Source organism: Halobacillus locisalis (assembly GCF_013694105.1).
GTDB classification, from domain to species: domain Bacteria; phylum Bacillota; class Bacilli; order Bacillales; family Halobacillaceae; genus Halobacillus; species Halobacillus locisalis.
In genome coordinates this window covers 278,391-295,748 of sequence record NZ_JACEFG010000001.1, presented here as the reverse complement: position 1 = coordinate 295,748, position 17,358 = coordinate 278,391, and the positions used below count along the sequence as shown (strand labels likewise).

General features: G+C 43.6%; 20 protein-coding genes. All 20 read right to left on the bottom strand.

Annotation, left to right across the window (positions count from 1 at the left end):
* Window positions 1-20: 20 nt before the first annotated feature.
* A complete protein-coding gene (locus H0266_RS19725; RefSeq protein WP_425484276.1) occupies window positions 21-116 on the bottom strand; it encodes a hypothetical protein in 96 nt (31 codons plus the stop codon).
* Between the two features lie 163 nt (window positions 117-279).
* Complete coding sequence (gene era, locus H0266_RS01460; RefSeq protein WP_181470612.1) at window positions 280-1,185, bottom strand: GTPase Era; 906 nt, start codon at window positions 1,183-1,185, stop codon at window positions 280-282.
* A 244-nt stretch (window positions 1,186-1,429) separates the two neighbouring features.
* Window positions 1,430-1,816 (bottom strand): diacylglycerol kinase family protein, encoded by a 387-nt coding sequence (locus H0266_RS01455; RefSeq protein WP_181470611.1) that lies wholly within the window; start codon window positions 1,814-1,816, stop codon window positions 1,430-1,432.
* A complete protein-coding gene (gene ybeY / locus H0266_RS01450) occupies window positions 1,791-2,258 on the bottom strand; it encodes an rRNA maturation RNase YbeY (protein ID WP_181471691.1) in 468 nt (155 codons plus the stop codon). Before ybeY ends, H0266_RS01455 begins: the two co-directional genes overlap by 26 nt.
* Before the next feature lie 5 nt (window positions 2,259-2,263).
* Complete coding sequence (locus tag H0266_RS19395; RefSeq protein WP_246363581.1) at window positions 2,264-2,509, bottom strand: hypothetical protein; 246 nt, start codon at window positions 2,507-2,509, stop codon at window positions 2,264-2,266.
* Window positions 2,496-4,394 carry an HD family phosphohydrolase gene (locus H0266_RS01445; protein ID WP_246363580.1) on the bottom strand — a complete coding sequence of 633 codons (1,899 nt, stop codon included), beginning with the start codon at window positions 4,392-4,394 and terminating at the stop codon, window positions 2,496-2,498. The genes H0266_RS19395 and H0266_RS01445 overlap by 14 nt, the downstream gene beginning before the upstream one ends.
* 240 nt (window positions 4,395-4,634) lie before the next feature.
* Window positions 4,635-5,597 (bottom strand): PhoH family protein, encoded by a 963-nt coding sequence (locus H0266_RS01440; RefSeq protein ID WP_181470610.1) that lies wholly within the window; start codon window positions 5,595-5,597, stop codon window positions 4,635-4,637.
* 2 nt (window positions 5,598-5,599) lie between these two features.
* Complete coding sequence (yqfD, locus tag H0266_RS01435) at window positions 5,600-6,781, bottom strand: sporulation protein YqfD (RefSeq protein ID WP_181470609.1); 1,182 nt, start codon at window positions 6,779-6,781, stop codon at window positions 5,600-5,602.
* Between the two features lie 14 nt (window positions 6,782-6,795).
* Window positions 6,796-7,080, bottom strand: a complete 285-nt coding sequence (gene yqfC, locus H0266_RS01430) for a sporulation protein YqfC (protein WP_181470608.1) — start codon at window positions 7,078-7,080, stop codon at window positions 6,796-6,798.
* A gap of 70 nt (window positions 7,081-7,150) precedes the next feature.
* Entirely contained in the window at window positions 7,151-7,651 is a 501-nt protein-coding gene (locus tag H0266_RS01425) for a hypothetical protein (RefSeq protein WP_181470607.1), read from the bottom strand.
* A gap of 29 nt (window positions 7,652-7,680) precedes the next feature.
* Window positions 7,681-8,670, bottom strand: a complete 990-nt coding sequence (gene floA, locus H0266_RS01420; RefSeq protein WP_181470606.1) for a flotillin-like protein FloA — start codon at window positions 8,668-8,670, stop codon at window positions 7,681-7,683.
* Window positions 8,667-9,989 carry an NfeD family protein gene (locus H0266_RS01415; RefSeq protein WP_181471690.1) on the bottom strand — a complete coding sequence of 441 codons (1,323 nt, stop codon included), beginning with the start codon at window positions 9,987-9,989 and terminating at the stop codon, window positions 8,667-8,669. Before H0266_RS01415 ends, floA begins: the two co-directional genes overlap by 4 nt.
* Window positions 9,990-10,196: 207 nt before the next feature.
* The gene (locus H0266_RS01410; RefSeq protein ID WP_181470605.1) at window positions 10,197-10,643 is read right to left on the bottom strand and encodes a GatB/YqeY domain-containing protein; all 447 of its coding nucleotides are present in this window, start codon (window positions 10,641-10,643) and stop codon (window positions 10,197-10,199) included.
* A 17-nt stretch (window positions 10,644-10,660) separates the two neighbouring features.
* On the bottom strand, window positions 10,661-10,834 hold the full coding sequence (gene rpsU, locus H0266_RS01405) for a 30S ribosomal protein S21 (RefSeq protein WP_181470604.1): 174 nt from the start codon (window positions 10,832-10,834) through the stop codon (window positions 10,661-10,663).
* Window positions 10,835-10,926: 92 nt separating this feature from the next.
* Window positions 10,927-11,490 (bottom strand): flavin reductase family protein, encoded by a 564-nt coding sequence (locus H0266_RS01400; protein WP_343063180.1) that lies wholly within the window; start codon window positions 11,488-11,490, stop codon window positions 10,927-10,929.
* A 104-nt stretch (window positions 11,491-11,594) separates the two neighbouring features.
* Window positions 11,595-12,266 carry a deoxyribose-phosphate aldolase gene (gene deoC / locus H0266_RS01395; RefSeq protein WP_181470603.1) on the bottom strand — a complete coding sequence of 224 codons (672 nt, stop codon included), beginning with the start codon at window positions 12,264-12,266 and terminating at the stop codon, window positions 11,595-11,597.
* 100 nt (window positions 12,267-12,366) lie between these two features.
* Window positions 12,367-13,125 carry a 16S rRNA (uracil(1498)-N(3))-methyltransferase gene (locus tag H0266_RS01390; protein WP_181470602.1) on the bottom strand — a complete coding sequence of 253 codons (759 nt, stop codon included), beginning with the start codon at window positions 13,123-13,125 and terminating at the stop codon, window positions 12,367-12,369.
* A gap of 12 nt (window positions 13,126-13,137) precedes the next feature.
* Window positions 13,138-14,076, bottom strand: a complete 939-nt coding sequence (prmA, locus tag H0266_RS01385; protein WP_181470601.1) for a 50S ribosomal protein L11 methyltransferase — start codon at window positions 14,074-14,076, stop codon at window positions 13,138-13,140.
* Window positions 14,077-14,256: 180 nt separating this feature from the next.
* A complete protein-coding gene (gene dnaJ, locus H0266_RS01380; RefSeq protein ID WP_181470600.1) occupies window positions 14,257-15,381 on the bottom strand; it encodes a molecular chaperone DnaJ in 1,125 nt (374 codons plus the stop codon).
* 137 nt (window positions 15,382-15,518) lie between these two features.
* Window positions 15,519-17,345: a molecular chaperone DnaK gene (gene dnaK / locus H0266_RS01375; RefSeq protein WP_181470599.1), complete on the bottom strand. Its 1,827-nt coding sequence runs from the start codon at window positions 17,343-17,345 to the stop codon at window positions 15,519-15,521.
* Window positions 17,346-17,358 lie beyond the last annotated feature (13 nt).

Here is a 17,358-nt window from a genome sequence, read left to right as displayed (position 1 = left end):
CTCTCACCTGCTCATGTTCATTACAAATTAAGGTCTTCGAACTTCGCCTTTTCCACGTCAGATGAGGAAGCATGTTGTGCTTGAGACTGCTGATCTTGAGACTCTAATTCTTTCATTAACAAATAGGTTTCTATATCCCCGGTTTGCCTGAACACATTCCATGAAAGGTTATTGAGCACAAGAAACACCGCCCTTTCGTCTAATGAAATTCACCCAATGCTTACATGTTTAGGATGCTTCCTCGACCTGATCTTCATGTGGCATAATTTTTTCCAACCCTTAATATTCGTCCTCTTTATAACCGAAATCACTTAGTTGAATTTGACGGTTTCTCCAGTCTTTCTGGACTTTTACCCATAGCTCCAAATACACTTTACTACCGAGTAACGATTCGATATCTTTCCTTGCTCGCTGTCCGACTTCTTTCAGCATACTCCCCTGCTTACCGATGATGATTCCTTTTTGAGACTTACGCTCTACGATGATGGCAGCTTGAATATATACGGCATTGGAATTCTCACGCGGTTCAATGCCTTCGATAACAACTGCAATGGAATGAGGGATTTCTTCACGAGTTAAATGAAGGACCTTTTCACGAATGAACTCACTGATGACAAATCGTTCCGGGTGGTCCGTGATTTGATCTTCCGGGTAGAATTGAGGACCTTCCGGAAGTTGCTCTTTCAATACTTTGATAAGGTGGGGTACGTTATTCCCTTCAAGAGCCGAAATCGGGATAATTTCTTCAAAGTTCAACTTTTCCTTGTATTGATCAATCAGTGGAAGCAGTTTATCCGGGTGAACTTTATCAATTTTGTTAATGATCAGATAAATAGGCTGGTTCACTCGTTGCAGTCGATCAATAATAAACTGATCACCACGACCATAGCCTTCTTCAGCATTGATCATGAACAATACAGCATCAACTTCATTTAATGTACTTTCGGCAACATTAACCATGTAATCCCCGAGCTTGTGCTTAGGTTTATGAATCCCTGGAGTATCAATAAAGACGATTTGCGAGTCTTTATCCGTCATTACCCCTTGGATTTTATTTCGTGTTGTTTGAGGCTTATCACTCATGATGGCGATTTTTTCACCGATCACTCGGTTCATAAACGTCGATTTGCCGACGTTCGGTCGACCTACAATAGCAATAAAGCCTGACTTAAATTCTTCTGTCATGTTTGTTCCTCCATAAAGTGAAACTTCTATTAATGGGGTGGTTTTCCCCATTAATGGTTAGTTGAACCAATCGGGCCTTTAGATGCCGTTTCCCCTACATTCCTATTATGATTTATGCTCAATTTTCAATGTTGGGGAATTACGTCATGTTCAGGCGGGGTAAAGTGAAACTCCGATCAGTGAATATTTCCCACTGTGTCTTTCTTGCTACTTCATTTTACTATAAACCAGCCAAGATTCACACCTAGCTCAGCATATGAAGTATTTTAGGCAGAAAAATGCAGATGGCAATGATCACGGCTCCGATACTTGAGATGAGAACCGCGCCTGCCGAAATGTCCTTGATAATCCCAGCTAACGGATGATGCTCCGGTGCTAAATAATCAATGACTCTCTCCACGCTTGAATTCACCATCTCCAAGGAAATAACCAGCGAACAAATCAACGCAAGTACACTCCACTCAAGAGCGCTCACACCGAGCAGCACCCCAATACCTATCACGATTGCTGTAGCTAGGAGATGGATCCTAAAGTTCTTTTCTGACTTATATACTTCACGTATTCCATTCCATGCAAAACGAAAGCCGATGATTTTTTTATGTTGTTTAGGATCGTTCAAGTCCGAACTCATTTAGAATTTCCTCTTGGCGATTGAACATCGCTTTTTCTTCTTCCTCATTCATATGGTCGTATCCCAATAAATGAAGGAACCCATGAAGAGCTAAGAAGCCGAACTCTCTTTCTAAAGAATGGTTATAGTCTTCAGCCTGTTCCTTCGCCTTATCAACTGAAATGACAATATCTCCAAGCATATTCGGCATGTCCTCATTAAGAATTTTCATTTCTCCTTCACCTTCTTCTAGCATGGCGAAGGAAATGACGTCGGTCGCGTAATCTTTTTGTCTATAATTACGATTGATCTCTTGAATTTCGCTATTGTCTACAAAACTCAGCGAAACTTCAGAGTCCGTCTCGACCCCTTCTTTCTCTGCAGCAAATTGAAGGATACGTTGAATGAGATCTACAAAAGCCTCGTCTACGGAATTGGTTTCATCTTGAAAGTCGATATGGATCATAATTATTTTGCCTCCTTCACAAGTGTTTGAGTTTCTGGATATTGAATTCTTGAATGGAAGATACCATGTAACGTCTCACATATAGCAGATTCCATTATCTTTACTTCTTTAAACGTTAAGTCACTTTCATCGAATTGTCCATCCAAGAGTCTGTCTTCTATAATCGAATGGACTATTTTTTTGATTTTCTCCTCTGTCGGTTGGTCTAATGAGCGAACAGCAGCTTCAACGGAATCACACACATACAACCGCAGCTTCCTTGGATTGCGGCTTTGGTCCAGGATAGCGGAAGTCATCTTCACGCACAGGGGCCTTGTTTTCTTTTGCTTGGTAGTAAAAATATTTCAATAGCGTCGTCCCATGGTGTTGCCTAGCTATGTCGACAATTTCTTTCGGCAACTTTTCTTTCTCCAACAAATCAGCGCCTTCATATGGATGGTGCAAAATAATTTCTGCACTTTGGTCAGGATCGAGAAAGTCGTGTGGATTTCTCATCCCCATTTGATTTTCGATAAAATAGTGAGGTTCTCTCGTTTTGCCTAGGTCGTGATAGTAAGCTCCCACTCGGGCGAGAAGCCCATTCGCCCCGATGGACTCACAAGCCGCTTCACTTAAGTTTGCCACCATAATGCTGTGATGATAAGTTCCAGGAGCTTCCATCAATATTTTTCTAAGGAGCGGTTGGTTCGGACTTGCAAGCGTCAGCAATTTATTATCAGATAAAATGCCGAACCACGTCTCGATAAATGGCAAAAGCCCCAAAGTCAGCACTCCTGCAATGAAGGCTGCCCCCAGCCCATACCCACCGAAGAGCATCACTTCCGTCCATGAATACTTTTCAAAGGATACGAATATAAAGAATAGGATGGTGCATATATTAATAACAGCAACTCCTACACTCGCCCTTACAATAGATAGACGATCTTTTGTTTGGAAAAGGAAAAAAACGGCAGATAACTGAGTCATCAACAGATAGACTCCAGCTGCTCCATTCAGCATTCCAAGCATCTGGCCATTCATTAAAATAGTAGCCATCAATGCATATAAAATGGACATAACGACAGCTAATCGTTCGTGACAAAGTAACTTGATCAGAAGTACACCTGTCGCAGCCGGCATAGCATAATAAACAGGATTCCCAAGGGTTACATATAAGCTGAACGCTTTCATTAACAAAATCATAAAAAGAGAAACAGCGGTCATGACATAGATGTGTTGAGCGCGCAAATTCCCCTTACTTACGGCCTTAACACTCTCATATAAAAATAAAGCCCCGAGCATCAAACTGAACAAAACTAACCCCATCAAAGGAAGAGCATTCTTCTGTTCATCCAGCAAACCGGTCAGTGATAAATCTTCATAAACGTCATTTGTTATCGTGGCTCCTTGTTCCACTAACACTTCTCCGGCACGAACCATCACGGGCTCCACATTGGAAATCGCTTCTTTCCTTGCTTCATCCGTTTTCCTTGCATCAAATAGAGCATTCTCGACTAATCCAAAATATCCGATATCGATCATCACTTCTTGCAAGGACTCAGGTACACTGGAATACTTCAACTTCAACTCGAGCGTCCGTCCTTCTCTTTCTAAGTCGGTTGACCGTATCCCGTCTTCAAAAGCAGAACGAAGGGAAGACATGAGGATTTCCTGGCCAGCTTCAACCTCTTGTTGGTCTGCAACTAACAACGGACGAAAAAGCTCAACTGGGAGGGACTCGACAATATCTTCGGAAATAAGTGTCCGCAATTTTGTGACTTGCTCCACGATCCCCTCTTCTGAATCGGCTGACGTTTTCACTTCTTCGACTACCTCAAATACTTCAGATACTTTCTCCAATCGTTCCTCTGCTATCGTATCCGACACTGTATAACGGTCTGTAACGGCCTGAGTGACTTCTCTGATCTGTTGCTCCGTCTCCCTTTCGTTCTCAATCGTAATAGGTGCGTAAATCGTTTCTGGAGCCGTTCCATATTTGTCCAGACTATAGGTTTGTGTATGTACATTTGAAAAAGCAGCAACAAAAAAGACACCGGCTACAAGCAACGCCGGAACAGCAAGTGAAATCCAAAAACGGTATAGCTGAAATAGAGAGCGACCTTGATCGGTTGTCTGATTCGTACGCTTTCCCATTTTTTCACCTCATTAAAAGATTTACAAAAAGCGAAGAACAAAGGGACAAGCGCCCGGGAGCTCAGGCAAGCATAAGCAAAACACCCGGAGGAATGTGGTCTTTCCTTCCGCAGGGTGGGCTGCTTATGTCGCCAGGGGCTGGGCGCTGGAGCCGGCCGTGGCTCATTAGATGCGCTATCCACAGGGTCCGAATTTTATAATTTCCTAGACAACAAGAAAGAAGGCCCAGGTGAATGGGCCTTACTCTCCCCCATCTTCGTAAGCATCGATGATTCTCTGTACGAGCGGGTGTCTGACGACATCGGTTTGATCCAAATGAATAAAGGCGGAGCCCTTCACTCTTCCAAGCTTTTCTTCCGCTACTTTCAACCCTGACTTCACGCCTTTCGGCAAATCGACTTGTGTAATGTCACCGGTGATAATCATTTTCGAACCGAAACCAAGACGAGTCAGAAACATTTTCATTTGTTCTGGTGTCGTATTTTGTGCTTCATCCAAAATCGCAAAGGCATCATCCAGGGTTCTTCCTCTCATATAGGCGAGCGGAGCGATTTCTATCGTTCCCCGGTCAATCAGACGTGCAGTATGCTCGGCTCCGAACACATCATGCAACGAGTCATATAGAGGACGTAAATATGGATCTACTTTCTCTTTTAAATCACCAGGCAAGAACCCGAGGCTTTCTCCAGCTTCGACGGCAGGTCGCGTTAAGATAATCCGTTTCACATCCCCATTTTTCAGGGCATTGACGGCCATAACGACAGCTAAGTATGTCTTCCCTGTTCCTGCTGGTCCGATTCCGAAAACAAGGTCATTATTTTTGATGGCCGAGACGTATTTTCGCTGACCGAGCGTTTTGACACGGATGGACTTCCCTTTTGCATTTCGAGTAATTTCATCTTCAAAAAGCGCTTCAAATTGGTTTATTTTACCTTTTTTAGCGAGCTCTACTGCATAAACGACATCTCGTTCTGTAATGGTCAACCCTCTTCGAATGACATTCAATACAGACAATAAGATGTCTTCCACCAACTGAACAAGGTCTGTTGGACCGGAAACACGCACATGTTCACCACGAGAGATGATCGTGACTTTAAGCTGTTCTTCAATTTGCTTTAAATTTCTATCTTCCGTTCCAAAAAGAGCTAATGCTTCTGTGGTATTATCTAATTGGATATCGATTGTCTTCAAGTCTTCTGGCATACTCAATCTCCTTGGCTAATATACTTTGTTTCTGCGATGTCTTCGTAAACTTTGAATAATAGGATTAATTTTACTTTACCATGCTCCTTACTGAGGTGCAAAACTTTTTCATCCAGGATGTCCGCTCTTTCATCAAGCGTTTGTCGGAGACTTTCTTTGGCTGTACGAACTCCGATTTCTTTCAACTCTTTTTGCGAATTTTCGAGGGATATAGCGTCCAGCGAATAAGCAGATGTGGTCTGCATTTGGACCGGGAGTTGCCAACCGAACACATTCCAATCAGACGTCTCACTTTCTTCTCTGATGTCCCCATCATTAGACGTCCACCAGCCCCAAAGTGGCACACGTAATCGCCCTATATCAAGAGAGTAACTATGGGTAGCTTCTCCGTTCGTCAACTGGAGTATGTGTTTCTGAGGTAAGGTTTGCTCTGCTTTATACCAAGTCTCAGCAATGACCTCTCCTTCAGCATGAACGAACACGTCCCCATCTTCGACCAATTCTCCTGTAGCTAACGGTTGTCCTTTTTGCACTACATCATAGACACTCACTAATGGACGGCCTGTCTTAATAAACGATTGAACGACCATACCCTTTTTCTTTGCTACAAGATAGGTAGGGCGCTCCTTATCATCCGTGTCATGCCTTATTTTCTCTACACCATATAGATGATAACTTGTCCCTTGCTTCTTCACACCTACCCATAAGAGGTCTGGAATATCCTCTAACAGCTTGCGTTGAATGTCATTTGGATCGCTCATGCCAATCGTCAATTTTCCAGGGGTTACGCCATAGGATTTCAACTTACTCTCCACACTAGCCTCAAGTTCTGGATTCAGCCCCTTCACTTCAATAGACCACAGCGTATTCGCAAGTACAAATACGAACAATACACCGACAAAAAACGCTATGAGCAACGATGGTCTTTGAAACATACGCTTAAGAATGAAAGGGATTCCCTGCCCTTCCACCAGGATGATTTTACACCTGTACTTTTTTCTTAACTCACGGAACGTACGCCAATCACTCAACCGAATCGTCAATTGCACTTCATCTTCGCTCGTCCTCGTTAGATGGGTCACTTGACATCCTCTTCGTGTACAGGCTTGCAGATAAGGCTCGACTAATGCGCCCTTAATCCTGATCCTTATTCTACCCTTGTAAAAATCATATTGACCTTTCATCGCTTCACCTCCTGTTACGAATCAGGTAAAAATTCGACCGACTTTAACTCTCCCTCTAATAGCAGTTCTTCTTTGATCATCATCTTCACACCAAGATCTTTTCCAAGGATTCGTACCTGGCCTTTTTTATATTGTATTCTTATCTCATGGTCTGAAAAATGCAAAAGACCAGTATGGTTCTCTATGTACACATGAATCGATCCAATCGTTGTAATTCTCGGTAGATCGAGCATCACGTCAGAAGGTAAATCGAAATAACGACCGATCCATGTCCGTAACTGCTGTTGCCATTTAGCCATTCGACTTCCCCCTCTCTATTCATTTATACGAAAAACGCACGAATTGTATCACTACAATTCGTGCGTTTCATCATCTTTTTTTAGGATGAGAGCTATGAGGCTTATGGGCACGCGGCGGACCTAATATTTCGGACATCACCATACCTTCTGCTAATCTCTTCCGATCCCATCGATTTTTATTTTTTAAACTCTTGATCGAACCAAGCGGCTTATCGGGATTCTCTTCATTCGGAACGAACCTCTCCATTTTCCACGTATGAATATCTCTTTGAGGTGTTTCATACGTGAAAGTCTTCTCGGCCCCTTTGTCTTCAGAGTTTTTTTCTACTTGTTCTTTTTTAACTTCGTAGTACTCTTTCAGGCGATCTTCCCCTGTCTTTTCAGGGGAGCCCTCAGTTTCTCTTTCAAGGGAGGGCTCTCTCGTAGATGAGGGGAAAGGACCAGAAGGCATGCGCGTGGTCTCTTTCTCATCATCGCTATTATTCACGCCTCGCCACCAACTGATAATTCCCCCTATAATCACAGCAACGAGAAAAATATTCCCGAAGATAAAATCAAAGAATGCTTCCATTGGAATTCTCCTTTTTATTGATCCAACGTTTAACTTTCTTCATTTTCTTCCTCATCAGACATTTTGCCTAACGTATTTCTCATATCTGTGTCGGCATTGATATTCTGGTAGTTCATGTAATCCATGACACCCATTTTCCCTGAGCGCAATGCTTCTGCAAGTGCTTGAGGAACTTGTGCTTCGGCTTCAACCACTTTAGCTTGCATTTCCTGAACGCGAGCGCGCATTTCTTGCTCTTGAGCAATCGCCATCGCACGGCGTTCTTCCGCTTTCGCTTGAGCGATGTTTTTATCCGCTTCAGCTTGATCCGTTTGAAGGATGGCACCGATGTTTTTACCAATGTCAATATCCGCAATATCAATGGATAAGATCTCGAAAGCTGTCCCTGCATCCAAACCTTTGCCTAATACGTTCTGAGAAATGAGGTCCGGGTTCTCTAACACTTTATTATGGTTCTTGCTAGAACCGATGGTTGATACAATTCCCTCACCGACACGTGCGATGACTGTATCTTCTCCGGCACCACCGACAAGACGATCGATATTGGCTCGAACCGTGATTCTCGCTTTCGCTTTCACTTCGATTCCGTCCATCGCTACACCAGCGATGAATGGTGTTTCAATCACTTTAGGGTTTACACTCATTTGAACGGCTTCTAACACGTCACGACCAGCTAAGTCGATAGCCGCAGCCCGTTCGAAACTCAACTCAATATTTGCACGTTGCGCTGCAATCAACGCGTTGACGACACGGTCTACATTACCACCGGCCAAATAGTGACTCTCCAGCTGGTTGGTATCTACATTGACCCCGGCTTTATGAGCCTTAATCAAGGGATTAATCACTCTCGATGGAATAACACGTCTCAAACGCATCCCTACGAGTGTGAAGATGTTGATTTTTACACCAGCCGCTAAGGCACTGATCCAAAGCATAACAGGTATAAATGTGAACAGTACCGCTAATACGATGATGATGACACCAATAATGATGATTGGCATTAGTTCGTTTAATGTCATTCTGTTTCCTCCTCAGTATTATCCTTTTCCACTTCTCTTACGACAATTCTTGATCCTTCTGTTTTTACTACTTTTACTCTCTTATGGCTACTGATGAAGCCACCCTCTGTGACAACGTCAAGCGGCTCCTTATCAAACTCTGCTGTACCTGCTGGTCTGAGAGGCGTCAAAGTTTCCCCTTCCAACCCGATCAGCTCTAACCGGGTGGATTGTGAAACATAACCTTTCTCTGTTGAGGTAGAATCATTCAGGATGACGTGACGGAAGAATCCACGCTCAAGACCCATTGTTTTAAATAAGATCACTGAGACAATGATGGTCACTATTAGAGCAATCCCCAAACTCATAGCCATATGTCCCATATCTGCAGATGAAAGCATCAAGGATGAAACGATGGCAATGATTCCCGCTATCCCGGCAATGCCTCCAGGTAAAAAGAGCTCCGCAACGACCAAACCTATACCCAGAACGAGCAGGATAATGGCTTCATATCCCGCCAATCCAGCCACGATATGTCCATAGAAGAACAAAACCAGGGACAATAATCCCATAATGCCGGGGATTCCGAAACCTGGAGAGTAGAGTTCTACCACAAGCCCTAAACTGGCTATTGATAATAGAATCGGGATAACGACGGGATCCGTTAAAAAGCGAGCTAAGTTCTCTGCAGCTGTAGGCGATTTTTCTACAACCTTCGCTTCAGATAAATTCAGTTCATTAAGTAATTCTGTACGGTCGTCGACAATTCCTTCTGAATATCCTACTTCTAACGCATCGGAAGGACTAAGCGTCAGAAACTCTCCTTCACCTGCCCCGTATTCCGGCAAATCAACACTACTGTCAGCCATCGCTCTAGCATATATCGGATCACGGCCTGTCGACTCCGCAGCCGCTACCATCGCTGAAATCCAAGCGGACTGCGCTTTTTTATCTGCCGCTGTCCCATCAGAGTTAATAACCCCTGATGCTCCCATTGTTGCTTGAGGTTTCATATAAATCTGATCGGCATTTAACGCGATGTAGGACCCCGCTGACAAAGCTTGACTCGTAATGAACGCGGTATTGGGAATATCTATGTCTTGGAAGATGACGGCGATCTCATTGGCAGCATCCACGCGCCCTCCAGGAGTATCGATTTCAAAAACGATATGATCGGCTCCATTTTCGTAAGCTTCTGTCGTCGTTCTCTCTAGAAAAGCAGCCATTCCTCTTTCAACCGTATTCTCAACGGGGATCACATACACTTGATCCCCTTCCCCATCTGCTTGAACAAAAGGCATGAATTGAAAAAGAGAAAGGACAGCGGATGCTATGATCATAGAAACAAACAACCAAATTCGCCAAGTGCGCTTCACGGTACGTTCACCTCCTCTAGTTAGCTTTCCCTTGGAATACTACCTATACGTTTATGTAAGCGGTTTTGTTTCAAAAAAAATAAAAAAACTCTCAAGCCACCCGAAAATGAGTTCGAACACCTTTTCGACCGTAATAAAAAGGCCTCTCTTTCAATAGAGAGACCTTTTGATTTACGATAATTGTTGAAGTACAAGTTTGTTGACTTGAGACCCGTCGGCTTTGCCTTTCACTTTAGGCATAACCGCCGTCATGACTTTCCCCATGTCGGCCTTGGTCGTAGCTCCTACTTCTTCAATAGTTTCTTGAACAATTTGTTCAAGTTCGTCATTTGTCAGCTGTTTCGGCATATATGCTTGTAAAACTTCAAGTTCAAACTGAAGTCCTTCTACAAGATCGTCTCGTCCAGCTTCTTTAAATTCTTGGAGGGAATCTTTCCTCTGCTTTACCTCACGAGATAAAACAGTCATTTCTTCTTCTTCAGATAATGAGTCTGTTCCCAGTTTGATCGCTTCATTTTGCATTGAAGCCTTTACCATTCGGATCGTTGATAACTTTTGTTTATCACGAGCCTTCATGGCTGTTTTCATATCCTGGGTTAAACGCTCTGTAATCGTCATCTTGTTCTGCACCCTCTTTATTTACGCTTTCTAGCCGCCTCAGACTTTTTCTTACGGCGAACACTAGGCTTATCGTAATATTCACGCTTACGATATTCCGCTAATGTACCACTTTTTGATACACCGCGCTTAAAGCGACGAAGAGCATCTTCAAGAGACTCGTTTTTACGAACGCGAGTTGAATTTGACATGCAATTTCCCTCCCTCCGAAGCAAAAAAACTGTTTCTCTCGTATGGGGACCCCCCATACCTTTGATAATTATATTATACTGAACGAATGCGGTCAACTTTTTTTATCAAATTCACTTCGTTCAATCTCTATTCTTTCAGTAGAGGAATCCAACTTCAAATACGTAGACCTTCCCAAGTAGAGAGGGATATGAAGTTGTTCAAAATCCGGAAGACCATCGTCTCCAAAAATCCCATCTCTGTAGTGACAAGTATGGATATCTCCAATCACCCAGTCATGATCCCCCGTCGGCACCATCTGGTTCAATTCGCATTCATAAGCAAGATAAGCATCCTTCAATAAGGGAAGAGAAGATTCTGTTAGATACCACAAGCTCTCCCTTCCTTTATCCACGTGCTTTCCAGAAAAGGTGCCACTATATTGAATGAACGCTGCCTGTTCATACGGGAGAAAATTGATACTGAATGCCCCAACTTCTTTAACTTCTTGATATGTATAACGTTCACGTCCGATCGCTACGCCGTACATAGGTGGATCCATAGACAAATAGGCATGCCATCCTGCCGCCATAAAATTCACTCCCTTTTCAGAGTGCACCCCTACGACAGCCACCATTCCTGGGTAACTATGCATCTTGATGTGGTCTCTTTTTTTCACTTTTTAACACCTCCTATACCTTAAAGTTTATCATTAAAAAACCTCTCAGGTCACCTTATAAAAGATGACCTAAGAGGTTCGTAATTCAGTAAAAAAGATGAAACTTAATAATCAGACGTTCCTTGTTCACCTTTAATGATGGCAATACCAGAACTTGCTCCGATACGAGTGGCACCAGCTTCGATCATCGCTTTCGCACCTTCATAATCACGAACACCACCAGAAGCTTTCACTCCTACATCAGGACCTACAGTCTTACGCATCAGGCTGATATCTTCGATGGTTGCGCCACCTCCGTTAAAACCTGTAGATGTCTTAACGAAGTCCGCTCCAGCTGCTTTGGCCAGTTCACAAGCTTTCACCTTCTCATCTTCAGATAGCAGAGATGTTTCGATGATCACCTTTACAATCGCTTTCCCTTCTGCTTCACGTACAACGGCTTCGATATCCTGTTGAACGATATCTTCATTCCCAGATTTCAGTTCACCAACATTGATGACCATATCGATTTCTGTTGCGCCCTGCTCGATTGCTTGACGTGTTTCAAAGGCTTTCGTTTCTTTAGTCGTCGCTCCTAGTGCGAAACCAACGACTGTACATACTTTCACATCTGTATCTTCAAGAAGATCATAGGAGGTTTTTACCCAGTGTGGGTTCACACAAACAGAAGCAAAACCATGTTCTTTCGCCTCTTCACAGATTTGTTGAATTTTTTCTTTCGGAGTATCTGGCTTTAATTGTGTATGATCAATCATTTTCGCTAGATTTTGTTTCATTATTTATCTTTCCCTTCTAACTAATAAGTTGTACGTACATCATCATAGCATGAAAGCGCATAAAATGCGAATGCTAGTCTAACTTCCCATTGCTATTCCTTTAAAGCTGTCCTTGCTCTTCTAACTGATAGGAGAGACTGGATAAAAAGTAAAGAGGGGCTGTTTCCATTCGCAATATTCTTCGACCTAGTCGAATTGACTCAAAACCGTGGTTCTTAAATGCTGAAACTTCCTCGTCTGATAATCCGCCTTCAGGGCCAAATACTACAAGGACACTGTCCCCTGGAGCGACATGCTTCAAATGGTCATGCAAAGACAGGGAAACTGATTGTCTCGCCGACTCTGCGTATCCAAAGAAGCAATACGTAAAGTCATCAGAGAGCTTTACAAGATCCTGGAGTTTGTGCATAGTACTGATCATCGGGATGTGCATTCGTTCTGACTGTTCGCTCGCTTCTTTTGCAATTTTTTCGAGTCGTTCGATCTTCTTCCCGATTTTTTTGGAATCCCACTTAGCAACAGATCGATCCGCAGCAAAAGGAATGAAACGATGGGCACCTAATTCGGTTCCTTTTTGGACTACTTGCTCCATCTTGTCCCCTTTTCCAAGACTTTGTACAATCGTCACATCTACCGGCAATTCACGGTTTTCATCAAGCCACTCGATTACACCGGCAATAACGGTCTCATCTGTAACCTCCAGAATTTCACATAAAGCAGCACCTTTTTGAGAATGGATGCAAATGATTTTAGTCCCTTGTTCCATACGCATCACTCTCACAATATGATGGACGTCTTTACCTTCAATGGTAACTTGGTTCTTGTCCCACAGGTCGTCACTCACAAAATACCGTTGCATCTGAATCCACCCTTACTCCGGTTTTCTAGCGATAATGCTGATCCAGTCTTCCATTTTGTTCGTTTCGACGATCTCGAAGCCAGACTCAAGTAAGCGATCTCGCACCATCTCTTTCTTACCTGCGATGATTCCACATGTAATAAAGTATCCACCTGGCTTCACACGACTATACGCATCATCTGTAAACTGAACGATAATCTCGGCTAAAATGTTTGAAACAATCAAATCAGCTTCCATTTCAATACCCTCGAGCAAATTGTTCAGTTTGGACGTCACTTTGTCCTGCACTTGATTCAATTCTGCATTCAACATCGTACTCTTTACGGCAATATCATCTAAATCAAAAGCATGGGCATGTCTAGCGCCGAGTAACACAGAAGCAACACTCAAAATTCCTGAACCTGCCCCCACATCTAACACAAGATCATCTTTTTCTAAATACTGCTCTAAGGCTTGAATACTGAGTACGGTCGTAGGATGAGTACCTGTTCCAAAAGCCATACCTGGGTCCATCTCAATGATGATTTCATCACTCGACACAGGCGTGTATTCTTCCCACGTAGGAATAATCGTAATTTTTTCTGAAATTTTCACAGGCTTATAATATTTCTTCCAAGCTGTCGCCCAATCTTCTTCATTGATTTCACTCATCGTAATTTCATTATGGCCAAGGTCAATATCGAAGGTCTTCAAGTTGTTGATTGACGTTTTGATTTCATCGACCGTTTCCGCCAGAAAACTGTTCACAGGCAAGTAGGCTTTAACCCTTACGCCTTCTTCTGGATAATCATCCGGATTCAACTCGTATATCTCTCCAAGAGGGGCTTGTTCTCTTTGAAGATCTTGAGGATCCTCAATCACTACTCCGCTTGCACCTGCTTCGTGTAAGATATTAGAAATCGGTTCAATCGCTTCGTTCGCGGTATGGATACAAAATTCTGACCACTTCATTATCACTCAACTCACTTTTCTTTAAAATTCTCTTGATTCTTCATGCACATTCTGATCGTCCTTCATGTATTTCGACAGTCGAAATACAAAAAAGTGCCTGCTACCATTCGGTTGATACGGGGATGTATATAAACCCTGAGAACCTTGTCGTAGCAGACACTCTCCTTTTACTATGGCTTTTTAGTCACCTTTGAACGCACGCTTCATCCGTTCAAAGAAATTGCCGTGTTGTTCATCCGTTGCTTCATTTCCGCTGATGTCGTTGAACTCACGTAGCAAGTCTCTTTGACGATCCGTTAAGTTTTTCGGTGTGATGACTTTTGTCTTCACATGCTGATCTCCCTGTCCGCGTCCATGGACATTAGGTGCACCTTTATCTTTTAATCGGAACGTTTTACCTGTTTGAGTCCCTTGAGGAATTTTCAATTTCACTTTTCCGTGAACCGTTGGCACTTCTATTTCATCTCCGAGCGCTGCTTGCGCAAACGTCAACGGAATCTCACAGAAAATGTGGTCCCCCTCACGCTGGAAGAATTCATGTGGTTGAACACGGATTACAACAAACAAGTCTCCGGCTGGTCCGCCGTTAACGCCGGACTCCCCTTTACCCTGAACACGAATTTGCTGACCATCGTCAATGCCTGCCGGTATATCAAGGTGGATCTTCTTGCGTTTTTGAACGCGTCCGTCACCACCACAAGTATTACACTTGTCTTTGACAATTTGACCGCTACCTTGACAATGATGACACACTCGACGGTTTACAACACGACCGAATGGCGTATCCTGCTCTTGGTTAATCTGGCCACTTCCCTGACAATGTGAGCATGTTTCAGGAGATGTTCCCGGTTTGGCACCAGACCCATCACATGTTTCACACTCTTCTTCTGTAGGAATTTCAATGTCTGTGCTCTTACCAAAGATGGCTTCCTCGAATTCCATTGCCATGGTGTACTGCAAGTCAGCACCTTTTCGAGGGGCGTTCGGGTCTCGACGACGTCCGCCGCCTCCGAAGAACATATCAAAGATATCACCGAAACCACCGAAGTCCTGGGCACCACCGCCGAAGCCTCCGAAGCCTTGATTCGGATCTTGGTGCCCGAACTGGTCGTACTGGGCACGTTTCTGCTGGTCACTTAACGTTTCATACGCCTCTTTCGCTTCTTTGAATTTTTCAGAAGCGTTCTCTTCTTCACTGACGTCTGGGTGATATTGACGCGCCAGTTTACGATAGGCTTTCTTAATTTCTTCTTTCGAAGCGTCTTGTGAAACACCAAGCACCTCATAATAATCGCGTTTACTCACTTGTCCATCACTCTCCCGGGCGCTATTACATAACGTTTATATTAACACTCACGCTTTAGACAGGCAACCGCCATTACGTGAAAAAAGTCAAAGCCAAGAAGAACCTGACTTTGACTTTTCTTTTCTCACTATGAAGCTTACTTCTTGTCGTCTTCGTTTACTTCTTCGTAATCGGCGTCGACAACATCTTCTTCAGTCTCGCCAGCTTCACCTTGCTGAGCCTCAGCTTGCTGTTGCGCTTGCTCATAAAGTTTCACAGAAAGAGCTTGCACTTGTTCTTGAAGAGCTTCTTTCTTCTCTTTGATGACTTCTAGATCTTCGCCTTCAAGAGCTGTTTGAAGCTCCTCTTTAGCGGATTCAGCTTTTTGTTTCTCTTCTTCAGAAACTTGTTCGCCAAGATCTTTGATTGTCTTATCTGTAGAGAAGATCAGTTGATCGGCTTCGTTACGAAGCTCGATTGCTTCACGCTTCTTCTTATCCTCTTCTGCATTTTCTTCTGCCTGACGAACCATATCTTCTACTTCATCATCAGAAAGACCTGAAGAAGATTTGATCGTGATGGATTGTTCTTTATTCGTACCCATATCCTTAGCACGAACATTCACAATACCATTCGCATCAATATCGAAGGAAACTTCGATTTGTGGAACACCACGTGGAGCTGGTGGAATATCCGTTAGTTGGAATCGACCAAGTGTCTTGTTGTCTTGAGCAAGCTCACGCTCACCTTGAAGAACATGGATATCTACGGCCGTTTGGTTATCTGCAGCAGTAGAGAACACTTGTGAGTGGCTTGTAGGAATTGTCGTGTTACGCTCGATCAATTTCGTCGTCACGCCACCCATAGTTTCGATACCTAGGGATAATGGCGTAACGTCTAGAAGAACAACGTCTTTCACGTCACCTTGAAGCACTCCACCTTGGATAGAAGCACCTAGGGCTACAACTTCATCAGGGTTAACGCCTTTAGAAGGCTCTTTGCCTACTTCTTTCTTAATCGCGTCTTGTACTGCTGGGATACGTGTTGAACCACCAACAAGGATAACCTTGTGAATGTCACTAGCACTCATACCCGCATCTTTAAGAGCCTGACGTGTAGGCTTCATAGAACGCTCGACTAAATCGGAAGCCAATTCTTCAAATTTCGCACGAGTCAAGTTCATTTCCAAGTGCAATGGACCTGCTTCTCCTGCTGTGATGAATGGTAGAGAGATTTGTGTTTGAGCAACACCAGAAAGGTCTTTCTTCGCTTTCTCAGCAGCATCTTTCAAGCGTTGTTTCGCCATTTTATCTTGAGAAAGGTCAATACCGTTTTCTTTTTTGAATTCGGCAACCATATGATCGATAATCACTTGGTCGAAGTCGTCTCCGCCTAGACGGTTGTCACCGGCAGTTGATACAACTTCGAATGTACCTTCGCCAATGTCTAGGATGGATACGTCGAATGTACCGCCACCTAGGTCATAAACAAGAATCGTTTGGTCTTGATCTTCTTTGTCGATTCCGTATGCAAGAGCCGCTGCAGTAGGTTCGTTGATGATACGTTCAACTTCAAGACCTGCAATTTTACCTGCGTCTTTAGTTGCTTGGCGCTCTGCGTCGTTGAAGTAAGCAGGTACAGTGATGACTGCTTTGTCAACCGTATCTCCAAGATAATCTTCTGCATAGTTCTTGATATACTGTAGGATGATGGCAGAAATTTCTTGTGGCGTGTACTCTTTGCCTTCTACCTCTACTTTATAATCTGTACCCATATGACGCTTAACGGAAAGAATCGTGTTCGGGTTCGTGATTGCCTGACGCTTCGCTACCTCACCGACTTGACGCTCACCGTTTTTGAAAGCGACAGCAGATGGAGTCGTACGGTTACCTTCCGGGTTAGGGATGACTTTCGCTTCCCCACCTTCCATTACTGCGACACAAGAGTTTGTTGTACCTAAATCAATACCAATGATCTTACCCATGGTTAATGTCCTC